Genomic DNA, 13,769 nt, shown 5'->3' with positions numbered 1-13,769 from the left:
AAAGCAAGCCAAAGTTTCTAATTATTCTCCTGCAACAACAAACTCGAAACCATCTTCTTTGCTGCCCGTTCGGCCGTTCCCGGTTCACCAAGTGCTTCTTTAATTATCGAATAATTTTGTAACATGGTTTGGCGGTAGGTTGAGTTATTCAATATTAAGTCCAGTTCTGAGGCAATATTATTTACGGTAAATAAATGTGCCAACAGTTCTTTTACAATGAGTCTTTCTGCAACAATGTTTACCAACGAAACAAATTTTACGCGGACTACCACTTCCTTTACAAAGTATCCTATTCTTCCCATTGGCACATGATATACTACAACCTCCGGAGTACCGACTAAGGCTGTTTCGAGAGTTGCAGTTCCTGAATTCACTACTGCTGCTTTCGACTGCTGAAGCAATTCGTAAGTCTTACCAAAAACTACCGAAACATTTCGGCCTTTCAACACAGAATTGTATAAATCTGCTTCAATGCCCGGTGCACCGGCTATCACCACCTGATAATCGGGAAAACGCAAACCGGCATCTACCATTCGTGGAAGGCAGCCCACAATTTCTTGCTTACGGCTACCTGCCAGAATAGCAATAATGGGTTTATCCGGCAATTGATTTTCTATGCAAAATTCAGTGAATGTTTGTTGTTGATTGGGGCGTGTATAAACAGAATCGATAGTAGGATTTCCAACATATTCCACCTGATAATCATGCTTACGATAAAAAGCTGTTTCGAAAGGAAAAATAGTAAACATTTTGTCCACATAGCGCTTAATTTCCTTGATACGATATTCTTTCCACGCCCATATTTTGGGAGAAATATAAAAGTATACTTTGGCACTCAGATGCTCTTTTACAAAACGAGCCATGCGCAGATTAAAGCTTGGATAGTCTACCAAAATCAATACATCGGGCTGAAAATCAACAATCGCTTGCTTACAATCGCTTAGGTTTTTCAGTACCGTTTTGGCATTTCTCAGCACAGCAATAATTCCCATAAAAGCCATATCACGGTAATGTTTTACCATCTTTCCGCCATGAGCTTGTGCAAGCATTAAGTCACCACCCAGGAAGCAAAACTTAGCTTCCGGATCTTCTTTAAAAAGCTCTCGCATTAAATTCGATGCGTGTAAATCGCCCGAAGCCTCTCCTGCTATGATAAAGTATCGCATAGGGTTAGTTGGTATGTTTTGTTGATTATGTTTGTTGGTTAATGATTTAAGCTGGTTCGGGTACTTACTTCTTGCTTCTTACCTCTTACTTCTTACCTCTTACTTCTTACCTCTTACTTCTTACCTCTGAACTAAAGCATAAAAATACTAGCAATAAAATAAGGCATTCCGCCTATAAGTACTCCCGTTGCAATTTTAAAGCTATCTGATTTATAAAACACAAAAACAAGCACCAGATTAGGTATGGCTGACAGCAGAAGCAATTTTCCCAACAATATACCCGGATAAAGTTCTTTCAGCGTTTCAATAAAAGACAAATCATGCGGATAAAAACGATTCAAATACACCCACATAAATAGTACAGGCAGTATTAAACCCGGAACAAAACCATAAAGAAAATGATTGAAGCGTTTCATGTTGGTTGATTGGGAATTGGTTGATTAGTTGATTGGGAATTGGTTTTATATTAAAACTACTGTCGTTCACAAAAGAGCTTATATTCGAATATTGAAATCAGGTACTTACCCCTTACCTCTTACTCCTTACTCCTTACCCCTATTCAAAATTCCCAACCACAAATCTCATCCATAGCCTGATATGCGGTCAGGTCAATTTTAGTAGGTACAATTGAGATATAACCCTGACTCAAAGCCCATTCATCAGTATCAGTCGATTCGGGTTCGTGATTCTCAAAATTTCCTGTAAGCCAGAAATAAGAACCACCACGCGGATCGGTACGCTTAGCATATTCTTTGGTCCATCTTCCGTCACATTGGCGAGCAACCTTAACTCCTTTTATTTCTCCAACCGGAGCATTCACATTCAAACAGGTAGCATGTGGCAATCCGTTTCGCAATGCCTCACGGGTTATCTTGAGAATACAGGGTTCAAAAACACTAAAATCAGCATCCATAGAATGATCACAGATAGAGAATCCTATGGATAAAATTCCATTTTCGCAACCTTCAAGGACAGCACCCATAGTACCCGAATAGATCACATTAACCGCTGCATTCGATCCATGATTGATGCCCGCTACCACTAAATCAGGTTTTCGCTCAACGATTTCATTCAAGGCCAGTTTTACACAGTCGGTAGGAGTACCAGTACAAATATACCGGATCAATCCTTCTGTCTCCTCAATTTTCTTAAACCGAATCGGATGCGTCACTGTAAGAGCATTCGACTGTGCCGAACGTGGTCCATCGGGAGCAACCACAACCACATCCCCTATTTTCATCATTAACCGTGTCAGAACTGCTATTCCATTTGCATCATGACCATCATCATTCGTTATTAATATAAGCGGTTTATTCATATTTTAATGTGTAATTTTTTATTTATAGTGTAATGACGTAATCGTTTTACACCTACTACCTACTTCTTCTTTATCTTCCAGACCGTAGCCGATATAAATCCAGTGCATACCAGCAAAAAATAAAGCACATCGCGAGAATCAATTACCCCACGACTCATTGATTTATAATGCGAATGAATTCCCAGATTCTCAATAATCTGGATAGACTCACCAGAAGTAAAAAAGCTGGTAATAACCTCAAATCCGTAGTAAAAAAAGAAAGAAAGAACTACAGCCACAACAAACGAAACAATTTGATTGTTTGACACCGATGAAGAAAACAAACCAATACTCACATATATTGCCGCCAGAAATAAAAGCCCGATAAACGAACCCCAGAAAGCTCCGGAATCAATATTGCCAACTGGCTCTGCAATATGAGATACCGTAAAATAATACAATAACGTAGGTAACAAGGCCAGCGTAACCAACACCCAACCTGCAAAGTATTTTCCAAGAGTTAAATGCAGTTTACTTATTGGCTTTGTTGTTAAAAATTCCCATGTTCCACTTTGTTTTTCTTCTGCAAAAAGACGCATTGTGACAGCAGGACAAAGAAACAAAAACAGCCATGGAGCCAAATAAAAAAGACCATCGACATTGGCATATCCCGAATCGAGGATATTATACTCTCCGGGGATCACCCACAGAAACAGACCGCTGAGGATTAGAAATATACCGATAACAATATAACCGGTTGCATTGCTAAAAAAAGCCCTGAGTTCTTTTTTGAAAATTGAAAACATGCCTGTCTATTAATAATTTATAATTACTAAATAATTTACTACATTTGTGGTGTCAAAGGTAACCAAAAAAATCGAATGCGTCGGCAATAACTAATCAGGCTTTTATGAAGAAAAACCTCTTTTTTATTATCTTAATACTAAGCGTAAACACATTGTGTGCTCAGACATATCAGAACTACAGTTGGAAGCTGGAAGGCATTTATGGCAAAATTCTTCCTCACGACCAACACGTTAAGGAACTGGTTTCAAATCCTGTGACCGGAGCAGAATTATCTCTGGAATTTCAAACCATGGGTGAAAAATCGTGGCATCAGTTCACGGGTTTCCCCTCAGTTGGAGTTGGAGCTGTTTGGCTGAATCTCGGAAATCCACAAAAGCTTGGAAATGCATTTGCCCTTTATCCATACATCAATTTTCCCTTGATAAGAACGAATTTATTTAATCTAAGCCTGAAAGCAGGTGCCGGAGCCAGCTATCTGACGAAAACCTATTACAACACGAACAAGGATTCGCAAGGCAACACACTGCCATCGTTGACTGGAACCAACGGCGCTATCGGTTCTGCCCTAAATGTTTATTTTGCCGGGGGCGGAAGTCTTGAAATCCCCATTGCAAAAGGGTTTAGTTTAATGGCCGAATATACCTGGAATCACATGTCAAATGGAAGTGCAGTTGCACCGAATTCGGGGCTAAATCTACTAAATGGTTTCGTGGGTGTAAAATACTTTCCGAACTACGAGAATTATCAATCTCCGACAGCTCATTATGTACAAAAAATTCCTCGAAAATTTAGTTACGAAGTCATTGTTTCGGGAGGTTTCAGGCAGCTATATTACAAGGACGACAAAACATTTCCAATCGCTTCAGTCTCCTTTGGCGTTTATCGACCGTTATCGAACTTTTACAGAATGGGACTTGGAGTCGATGCTTTTTACGATGGTGCTTACAATGGAAGAACATCATTTGAAAGAACCTACATCACTACAGATGAGTTCAAAAACAAAATTCGCGTAGGTGTTTCGTGGCAACACGAGATATTACTCGGGCGATTTATTGCCGGATTTGATTTTGGCTTATATCTTTACGACCCGCTTAAAAACCTGTCACCCTACAACGATGCTAAAGTTGGCACATTACATAAGCCACTCATATATAAATATGATATTGACAAAGAAGATGGATGGTTTTATAGCAGAGCCGCTTTAAAATACGCGCTAAACGAGCATTATTTTCTTTCGCTTGGGCTGAAAACTCACCTTCAGAAAGCTGAATTCATTGAATGGGGACTCGGGTATGTCTTTTAATTTCCTTTAGATATCAGGAGTTGACATCAGCGCATCGAGCAGCAATGGTATTTCATCTTTGTCTACACCATTGGCAATTAAATATGGTTTGTCTTCATTAAAAGTTTCGATGAAGATATCCCAATTATTCAACTGCAAACTCAAGCTCATTCGATAGTGTTCTATCGCCGCACTTATCTTTCGCTGACACCATGCTACATGGCCGGCATTCAAATAATCCTGAGCTCCCGGCTCAGCATACTCCAATACCTTTTCGCTATAATAATGAGCTTGCTTTATATTGCCCGAAACAAAAGAGCACCAGGAAATAGCCCTCCAAACCTTCACATTTTCACCATCCAAAGCATCCAGTTTAAAATAAATACCCAATGCTTCATTAAACTTTTTCAGTTCCAGATAACAATGTCCGATCTGCATCATCACGCTTGTGATATTAGGTCTTAGATAATCCACATGCAGATAATACTCCAATGCTTTTTCAAAATTGCCAGACAAACGGTGACACAACGCTATTTTCCGAACAGTCCAGATATCATCCGGTTGAATGAAATCTGCCTTCATATAAGCATCAAGCGCCTTTTGAAATTGTGACGTTTGCTGATACATGTAACCTATTTTCTGATAAAGTGCAGCAGTCGGTTCTGTTTCCAACTGAATTTCTTCAAACAAATCAAGTGCCTGATGATAATGGTTTTTTGAAAAATAATATTCAGCAATATTTGATTTAAAACCCGCATTATTAGACAAAATATCGAACAAAAAAGAACGGTGCATGAATAATGACAAAGAAAACATATCATCAAAATCCGTATGCTTTGAATTCAGCTTGAAGAACCTGAATAAATCCTGAATATATTGTTTGGAAATATTCTTTGAAGCCAAGTCGGGAGTAAGTATTGCCTCATCTTTAGCCATTTCGCTCAATTGTTCGGCCTCCATTTTGAATGACTGTTTTATCATTCCTCGCTGAGATTCAGGCATCTGAAGCACACTTAAACAAAATGAGTATTTATCTGAATTACACATCATGTTGTTACCCAAGAAAGCACTCAACAAAGTATTATCTTCACCGACAAAAAGCTCATTTACACTCGAATAAGCAGGTTCAAAAGGCATAAACCAATGTGTAAATTCGGAGAAAAAAGGAAAACTTTTCAATAATGAAAAAGTACTCATATAAACGTCAGCTCCCTCCAATTGCATTTGGCTCAACTCTTTTAGTTTATCACCCACACCACTTTCGTCGAGCATATCCTGCCATTCAGGATTTTCTTCGTTCCACTCATCAGAATTCAACAAACTATCAGCGTCCATTTTATCCTTCAGTTTAGGGCTGATTTTCATCACTTCCGGCAGAATTTCTTCCTGCATTCGTTTAGTGATTTTGTCTGTTTCTACAGTGGCTATAATCTGTATGATTATATTTTGAAAGTTTTCCACCACGTGGCTGTCGTCTGCCAGCAGCACCAATCGGTTTCTGATAGCAGGGAAGTAAGGTAAAAACTGATTGTATTTGGCCAGCACAAAACAGAGTCCGACCAAAGCCCGCTGTTTGATCTGCTGATTCTTACTCAAACATGCGTCGAGGAGTAACGAGAGCTTGGCTTCATCAAACATTCTCCATAGATTAAGAGTAAGTGCCGAAATGACTATCGATTTTTCGATCGAACCCGGATAAGAATCTTCAAGTATCTTGCCAAAGAGTTGTTTTTCTTCAGTTCCATACGAGGTTTTCAACCAAAACAATCCAAAAATATCCGGCAATAACAACTCGTAATTTGTACGAAGTCGTTTCAATTCTACATCATGATTTTCGGCATCATTTCTCAGCAGTTCGGTTTGATTATAGAAATACAGAAAAGATGCAAATAATTCGGCTGGAGAATGGTGTCGTTTGGTATGCGGAAAGTATCGTTTTTGAGAATACTCATAGTTCGAAGAATTCCGAAGAAGCACTTCTTCTTTTAAATCAGAATTAAGCACAAAAGTTTTAGCTATCAATTTATTGTACACCAACTTCCGTTCGGGATCATCAACACCGGAAATATAATACTGCAATAAATACTGATAATTTTGCCGCAGATCATTTAATCTATCTGAGTATTCACCCAACTGTAGTTCAGTGATTAGATCTTCCGTTTTATTAAAGGCATTATTCAACTGCCCTGACGCAAGAAAGTGTAAGGCAGCAGTGTACGCTTCATGAATTTGATTGATATTCATATTTTTATTGCCTTCTAACGGATTTATGAAAATTAAACTGTAAAGTAAGGAAAATAAGTCTCATTATCAGCAACAAAGAATCACAAGAAGAATGCATTTTTAATCTTCAAATAAAACCAATGCCTAATGGTAGGTATGTATCTATCAAAAACTATTCCAATGCTTAGCCTATTTTGCTTATTTTACGAAGTCTTTCTTCATCAATAATTTTAAGTTTTCGCCCATCCATGGCTATAACATGCTCATTTACAAAATTAGAGAGAGTACGAATGGCATTTGAGGTGGTCATATTAGACAGATTAGCCAGATCTTCGCGAGAGAGGTAAATACTGATTGTGGCTCCATCTTCTTCTAATCCATAGTTTTTTCGGAGAAGTAATAAGGCTTCAGCTAACCTGCCACGGATATGTTTTTGTGTCAAATTGACAGTCCGCGCATCAGAAGCTCCCAGATCTGTAGCTATTTCTTCTAAAAAACGATAGCAAAAAGAATTGTTGTGACGGAGTATGGACAGGAATATTTCTGCTTTAATCATATACACTGTAGAAGCTTCAAAAGCAGCAGTATTTGTATTATAATTTTCGTTGGCAATAATAGCACGATAACCGAAATGTTCACCCGGTTTAAGCATTCTTATGATCTGAGAACGACTTCCAACTCCCTCTTTATAGACTTTTACTTTTCCACTTGCTAAAATCATCATGTGTGTTGGTTGATCATTTTCGCAATGTATTAATTCGTTCTTTTTAAAGTGGTGAATTGAATAATTACTGCGTACAAATTGCCTTTCATCAGGTGTAAGTACATCCCAAACCGAAAAGATTTCTTCAATTGGTTTTAAATCAGAAACATGTTTTTTTGCCATAAAAATCTATCAGAAATATGTTTGACAACAATGTTATAAAGCACAAATTTAGTGATTTTTCGAGAAATAACACAATAAGCGTTGAAAAAAACAACTTATTATCTATAAATACTGACAAATGTTGCTTAAAGCGGCGCCAAACAACCATTTTTAACACTTTTTTATTAGAATTTATTAACCATGTTTGCAAAAAGTCTTTTTTAGATAAAAATAATTATTACTTTTGTAATAAACACTAACTACCGCTCCATATGAAAAAAGCCTTTCTGGTCATCGCCATTTTTTTGTGCGTAATGAATGTAAAAGCCCAACAAGTTTCAATTAGTGACTCTGCAGTTGTCAGCCTGTTAACTTGTTCGCCGGGTGAAGAAGTTTATTCAAAGTTCGGGCATACTGCCATTCGAATTGCCGACAAAAAAAACAACATTGATGTTGTTTTCAACTATGGCATTTTTAGTTTTGAGACCAGCAACTTTTATTACAAATTTATAAAAGGTGAAACAGACTATCAACTTGGTATATACGACACCCGAAACTTTCTGCCTGAATACGCTCAACGAAACTCAATGGTAGTGGAGCAGGTTTTGAACCTTTCGGCAGCCGAAAAAAGAGATTTATTCAATCTTCTAATGCAGAATTATTTGCCTGAAAACAGAACGTATCGGTACAATTTTATTTTTGACAACTGTGCCACCCGCCCACGCGATAAAATATTGGCCTCTCTTCATGGCTACGTGAAGTTTCAGGAAAACTATGAATCCAAAACATTTAGGCAATTAGTCGGTTCCTATGTAGGGAACGACACGTGGTTAAAATTCGGCATTGATTTGGTTTTCGGGATAAGAGCAGACAGAATAGCGTCTGAAAGTGAAAGTATGTTTTTACCTGAAGTTCTGATGGGAGAATTTCAAACAGCTCAAATAACTGCACGTGAAGGAGGAACTAAAAAACTGATATCTGAAAGACGGATATTAGTTCAGAAAATAGACACGAAAGAAGAATCTACTTTTTGGCTTTTTAAACCGATGGCATTTTCGATAATTCTTTTAATCATTGGATCGGCAATCACCTTTTGGGACACCAAACGAAGATATTATTACAGACCGTTTGATGCATTTCTATTTGGACTTACCGGTGTGGCCGGAGTAATCATTGCCTATCTGATGTTCTTCTCGTTGCATCCATTGGTGAAATCGAACTTAAATCTGCTCTGGCTCAACCCGCTCAGTTTGATAATTGTTTCGTTACTCTGGGTCAGAAGATTGCGGGTTGCTCTGTTCTTCTACCAAATTATAAACGTTGTTTTCTTATTGGCTGCACTGTTTACATTTGCCATTTCGGTACAGTCAATAAACATCGCAGCTTATCCAATAATAGTTTTATTACTCATGCGCAGTGTCAGTTGGATATCATTATCCAGAAAAAAAATTTACCGCCGCAGAAGATAAATTACAATCACTTACTTTACACTTTATGTCACCAACTTCATTAAAAGAACCTGCTTCATTACGATTTGTAGGAATTATCCCTGCCCGCTTTGCTTCAACCCGTTTTCCGGGGAAACCATTAGTGGACATCGGAGGAAAAACGATGATACAACGCGTGTATGAACAGGTATCAAAAGCATTGGAAAATGTATATGTAGCTACAGACGACAACCGTATTTTCGAAGCTGTGATTAGTTTCGGGGGCAAGGCAATAATGACTTCCGACAAACACAAAAGCGGAACCGACCGGTGTTTTGAAGCATTTACAAAATTGGATGAATGGTTTGATGTGGTGGTCAATATTCAGGGCGATGAACCTTTCATACAACCGGAACAGATCATTGAACTGCAGAACTGCTTTGCTGATACCAATACTCAGATTGCCACGTTGGCTAAAAAAGTAACTGCAAAGGACAGCATAGAATTTATCACTAACCCCAATAACCCAAAACTGGTTATAAATAAACTCAATGAGGCAATGTACTTCAGCCGTTCTGTAATTCCATACAGACGCGGGGCAGAGCTGGAAGACTGGATTTCACTTCACCCCTACCTTAAGCACGTGGGTATTTATGCTTACCGGGCCGATGTGCTTCGGGAACTCACGCTATTGGAACAATCGCCACTTGAAATTGCCGAATCGTTGGAACAGCTCCGATGGCTTGAAAACGGCTATCGCATTAAAGTTGGCTTTACCGACGTAGAAACTGTGGGTATTGACACTCCCGAAGATTTGGAAAAAGTGAAAGATTTACTGAAAGATAGTTAAACAAGAAGCAACAAGCGGTCAGTCGGTGCTAACAAGAGATTGAAGAGCACTAACAGCCAATTGATAGGCGCTGACGAGTGATTGATGAGCGCTGATGAGTGATTGATGAGCACTGACGAGTGATTGATGTATTTGATGGCACTGACAGGTCTCAGTCTACTATCTCGGCAAAATCAGCAATATGATTATCCACGTAGGCAGCAATCAAAGCTGTTTGTTGTTCTTCAATGTCAAAATAGAGTTCTTCCAGATCATCAAAAACCTCAAAATCCACATACATCGCATTAAATTCCTCCTCTGTTGTTTCGCGTTCCAGCGCTGTCTTATTAGGATCATAAATCTCTTTAGCTTTGTATATCAGTTTAGCCAGTTCTGCAGCGCCAAATTGTTTGATAGCTTTAGCAAAAGGATTTTCAAAAATATACCCTCCATACCCGTTTTGAATGAGCTGAACAAAACCACCATCGCGCATTTCGTCCTGAAAAAACCGATGCGCCAACAAGGTATGCTGACTTCCATTTAAAAGTTGCATGTTATCGGCAGTAAGTTTTCCACCCAAAGCCTGAAGATAAGCATCGGTAAACACTTGTAAGAATTCATCCATCCCCTTACAGGCAGCTGCTGCCAAATCACTGTCTTTTATTTGAATCATTTGCTTTGTTTAAAGTATTATTTTTGAAACCGCAAAGTTAGAATTAAATGCTGATAACAATACAGATCACAGATAGATTTCAGCTAAAAAGATCAAACAATACAATTTTAACGTGAGTTAGATATAAGATTCTTTTGAATCTCACTATTTTACAAGTCCGAAGGACTTGAATATGAATAACCGCGGGTGTAACCCGTGGAAAAGACAGGGCATGAATGCGAACCCCGAATGGGGTTCAATATATAAATAATATGATATTGAACCCCATTCGGGGTTCTGATTGTTTTGTACAAATACCACGGGTTACACCCGCGGTTATTTACATTGAATCCTTTTCAGGATTCTAAATCCACTTATAATTGATTGTTAGCTGTTTGCTTATATCGAACTCAGGTTATTTTAAGAATAAATAAGCATCAAAATTACTCAACTCTATTCCCTCTTTTGTTGCGTTGCGCTTACCACTCACCGTTTTTAATATTAACTTGTAATTTTCTGACTTTATCGTCATCTTTTCAGGCGAATTTATCTTCTCAATATTATACTTCAACAGTGATTTTATCTTATTTCTGAGTGCTATAGTATAAGTACCGTTCTTTATGAGCTTATTGGTTACAAGCAAATCACCGTTGTAAAACTCAACCTTTAGCTGACTGTTTTCGCAGATATTCTTTGCTCTATCGGTATTACTTCCCGAATTAAAAACATTCAGATCTACAAAAACAGGATAAGAATCCGTATTAAAGATACAAGAATCATTTTCCAAATACAGATGAAAATATCGGTTAACATCAATATCATTCGTGTTTAGATTCAGTTGTTCCAGAATATCATACACGTGTTTATTTTTGAGCGAATTACTAAAATATGGCTGAAGGCTTTCTGCTCCGTAGCTCAGAACCAGATACCTTACAGTTTCAGTCGCCCTTTGTACCGTAGCTGTATCTTTTTGTTGAGTTTGCTTTGGAACGATTTTTCCATCTTTCAACATGTGCAAAACGGTAAGTTGCTTTTCCAGCTGGGTTTTCAAAGAATTCCGGGTCACACTAAAAACACTCCAAGGACCTATTGAACTTAAAAAGGTAATCGTTGCAAAAGAAATCACAATCCATTTTATCTGTTTAGCTTTTGACACAAGAAGGTAAATACTTATGCCGTAAAACCATAAATTCAGGATCATAACATACAGCCTGTTGATAGTTAAATCATAATCGGCGATACGGCGATAAATGCCCACAGACATAAGAACCAGTAGGGGAAACAGCAATACCGGAAATAGTCTGACAAATACATCAACCACTTTATTTTTATTGCTCAAATAAAGTGGATGCAAAATAAGCATACACAAGAAACCACCCAATCCGAGTACCGAAACAAGGGTAGAAACCCAACCATTTGGCAATTGCCATTTGAGAACTATCTGGATTAAATAAACATACAGTATTAAGGTATAAATTGCCAAGATTGGGAGCAGAATATACAGACCAAATATCTTTATAATTTTTTCAAAGCTAAATTCCTGTTTCCTTTTTTCAATTTTATCGGGGATGTTTGACAAGAAGTAAGTTGGGGCAAACAGCACGAAACTGAACACAGCCAGATGAGCATATACTTTAGAACTAATTTCGATCTTGAACAGCTTATCAAGCGACAAAATAGCCAAACCAAGTCCGCCATATAACACCGCAGCAAATACAACGGTAATAATAAGCTGAATGATACTTTGCTTACTGAAATTCCAGAAAGGAATTTCACTGTTTTTACGGAGAAATGAAATAAAAAAAGCAGCCAATGTAAACACCAATCCCAGTGAAAACAACTGATAATACTGGAATTCTATCAGTTTTTCGGGAAGCATAAAACAATACACTGCAAAAATAATTATCAATAACAGATTGAGCGAAATTTTCTGAAACGAGTTTTTTAAATCTTCAAGATATAAAGTTGCTGCCACGTTCAATAGTGTGCCCAAACCAAAGAATGCCCACAAACGCTCTTGAATATCTACATTCACCCTTTGAATAGACATGAAACAAAGCACCGAAAATCCAACAATAAAGCTCAGCGAAAACGGAAACCGTATTAAAACCTGACGAAATCTGGAGATCATTACTTGTAGGGAGAGTTTTTTCATAACGCGTGACTGAATTTTGTTCCTTATTTCAAATCTTCTATTTAAATACTTTGAGGACTATTTACTTACAATGAATATTCATATTATTCATAAACACCGCTTGAATAAGATTTTGTTGATTCTCAATGTTATCTTCAGCAGTCAAACCCGCCTGAAACCATCGCGCAACGCACACACCACAGTGTTCTTCAAATAATTTCTGCCAACCTTTTTCCTTCGAATTCAGAGCCAATTGACAAACATAATCGGGAAGATTTTCGTTGGGGCGTGTCAACGAATCAGCTATCGCAATGTACTTGTTCATATAAATGGTATCTCCTGCTTTCACATCCGCTCCCATGCTAAACCCGGCAATTCTCTCCTTTTCTATTTTCGTGGGATTCACTTTTAGCTGTTCATTATTCTTATACAATGCATAAGAATGCGCTCCACAAAATTGAACCTTTTGATGGCGAACCTGCGCCCAAAGATATGAAACATTTTGCTGAGTTTTGACCTGCAAAACATTCCACAATTGCTCATTATTATCCTTTGGATTTATTACGTTGGCGTCTATCACCGGCATGAATGAAATTCGTCCCTCAAAATCAATCGATTTGACTGAATACTTTATCGCTGCGACTTCTCTTTCGTCCATACTCAGAAAGCGTTTGACAGTAACTTCAATCTTATGTTTGCGAGGTGAAACTGCCTCGAAAAATCTCTCCAAAACTCCCTCTTGTATATTCAGCACACTTTTAAAGCTCAACACCTCCCATGTTGCCAAGTCTACAACTTCTTCGTTTAATCTAACAATTATACCACACCAGTTTGGCGTTTTCAGCAAACCGCAATCATCCTTCAACAATCCGCTATCGTCCGTATCTGTATTTTGAGAATAAATTCCATTTACATACGATCCCAATCGGGTTTCGCCGGAATAATACTCTTCAAAGTTAGCACGTTGAGCAATATAACCGTTTGAAAGGCCAAAAGCAATTTCTCTTTCTAGTTGTTTGCTTGGTTGAAAATCGTCTTCAATTATATTCCATGAATCAGTTTGCATAAGCTTTGTCAATTATTAGTT

12 protein-coding genes are annotated in these 13,769 nt (G+C 38.0%); 3 read left to right on the top strand and 9 right to left on the bottom strand.

The annotated features are described in order from the left end of the window. Window positions 1-17 precede the first annotated feature (17 nt). The 4 genes from lpxB to gldF form a co-directional block, all read right to left on the bottom strand. Window positions 18-1,166 carry a lipid-A-disaccharide synthase gene (gene lpxB / locus PALPR_RS15065; protein ID WP_013446526.1) on the bottom strand — a complete coding sequence of 383 codons (1,149 nt, stop codon included), beginning with the start codon at window positions 1,164-1,166 and terminating at the stop codon, window positions 18-20. Between the two features lie 131 nt (window positions 1,167-1,297). Further along, on the bottom strand, window positions 1,298-1,582 hold the full coding sequence (locus PALPR_RS15060) for a hypothetical protein (protein ID WP_013446525.1): 285 nt from the start codon (window positions 1,580-1,582) through the stop codon (window positions 1,298-1,300). A 143-nt stretch (window positions 1,583-1,725) separates the two neighbouring features. After that, window positions 1,726-2,484, bottom strand: a complete 759-nt coding sequence (gene surE / locus PALPR_RS15055) for a 5'/3'-nucleotidase SurE (protein ID WP_013446524.1) — start codon at window positions 2,482-2,484, stop codon at window positions 1,726-1,728. A 59-nt stretch (window positions 2,485-2,543) separates the two neighbouring features. Further along, entirely contained in the window at window positions 2,544-3,269 is a 726-nt protein-coding gene (gldF, locus tag PALPR_RS15050) for a gliding motility-associated ABC transporter permease subunit GldF (RefSeq protein WP_013446523.1), read from the bottom strand. Between the two features lie 104 nt (window positions 3,270-3,373). On the opposite strand from gldF, the gene PALPR_RS15045 reads away from it, so the two are divergent. Further along, complete coding sequence (locus tag PALPR_RS15045; protein ID WP_013446522.1) at window positions 3,374-4,573, top strand: acyloxyacyl hydrolase; 1,200 nt, start codon at window positions 3,374-3,376, stop codon at window positions 4,571-4,573. Window positions 4,574-4,579: 6 nt separating this feature from the next. Here PALPR_RS15045 and PALPR_RS15040 read toward each other — a convergent pair whose 3' ends face one another. Both PALPR_RS15040 and PALPR_RS15035 read right to left on the bottom strand, forming a co-directional pair. Next, window positions 4,580-6,796 (bottom strand): tetratricopeptide repeat protein, encoded by a 2,217-nt coding sequence (locus PALPR_RS15040; protein WP_013446521.1) that lies wholly within the window; start codon window positions 6,794-6,796, stop codon window positions 4,580-4,582. Window positions 6,797-6,959: 163 nt separating this feature from the next. Beyond that, window positions 6,960-7,661 (bottom strand): Crp/Fnr family transcriptional regulator, encoded by a 702-nt coding sequence (locus PALPR_RS15035; protein WP_013446520.1) that lies wholly within the window; start codon window positions 7,659-7,661, stop codon window positions 6,960-6,962. Window positions 7,662-7,912: 251 nt separating this feature from the next. On the opposite strand from PALPR_RS15035, the gene PALPR_RS15030 reads away from it, so the two are divergent. Both PALPR_RS15030 and kdsB read left to right on the top strand, forming a co-directional pair. Beyond that, window positions 7,913-9,109 carry a lipoprotein N-acyltransferase Lnb domain-containing protein gene (locus tag PALPR_RS15030; RefSeq protein ID WP_013446518.1) on the top strand — a complete coding sequence of 399 codons (1,197 nt, stop codon included), beginning with the start codon at window positions 7,913-7,915 and terminating at the stop codon, window positions 9,107-9,109. Window positions 9,110-9,134: 25 nt separating this feature from the next. After that, window positions 9,135-9,917, top strand: a complete 783-nt coding sequence (gene kdsB / locus PALPR_RS15025) for a 3-deoxy-manno-octulosonate cytidylyltransferase (RefSeq protein WP_013446517.1) — start codon at window positions 9,135-9,137, stop codon at window positions 9,915-9,917. A gap of 151 nt (window positions 9,918-10,068) precedes the next feature. Here kdsB and PALPR_RS15020 read toward each other — a convergent pair whose 3' ends face one another. From PALPR_RS15020 to PALPR_RS15010, 3 genes are all read right to left on the bottom strand, one after another. Beyond that, window positions 10,069-10,569 carry a DMP19 family protein gene (locus PALPR_RS15020; RefSeq protein WP_013446516.1) on the bottom strand — a complete coding sequence of 167 codons (501 nt, stop codon included), beginning with the start codon at window positions 10,567-10,569 and terminating at the stop codon, window positions 10,069-10,071. A gap of 394 nt (window positions 10,570-10,963) precedes the next feature. Beyond that, window positions 10,964-12,703, bottom strand: coding sequence for a DUF4153 domain-containing protein (locus tag PALPR_RS15015; protein WP_083807211.1), 1,740 nt, complete (start codon window positions 12,701-12,703; stop codon window positions 10,964-10,966). 61 nt (window positions 12,704-12,764) lie between these two features. Further along, entirely contained in the window at window positions 12,765-13,748 is a 984-nt protein-coding gene (locus PALPR_RS15010; RefSeq protein ID WP_013446514.1) for a glycoside hydrolase family 65 protein, read from the bottom strand. Window positions 13,749-13,769 lie beyond the last annotated feature (21 nt).

Origin of the sequence: Paludibacter propionicigenes WB4 (assembly GCF_000183135.1) — a bacterium.
In the GTDB taxonomy this organism is placed as follows: Bacteria; Bacteroidota; Bacteroidia; order Bacteroidales; family Paludibacteraceae; genus Paludibacter; species Paludibacter propionicigenes.
Note: the sequence above shows the minus strand (reverse complement) of the source record. Positions and strands in the feature narration are given on the sequence as shown.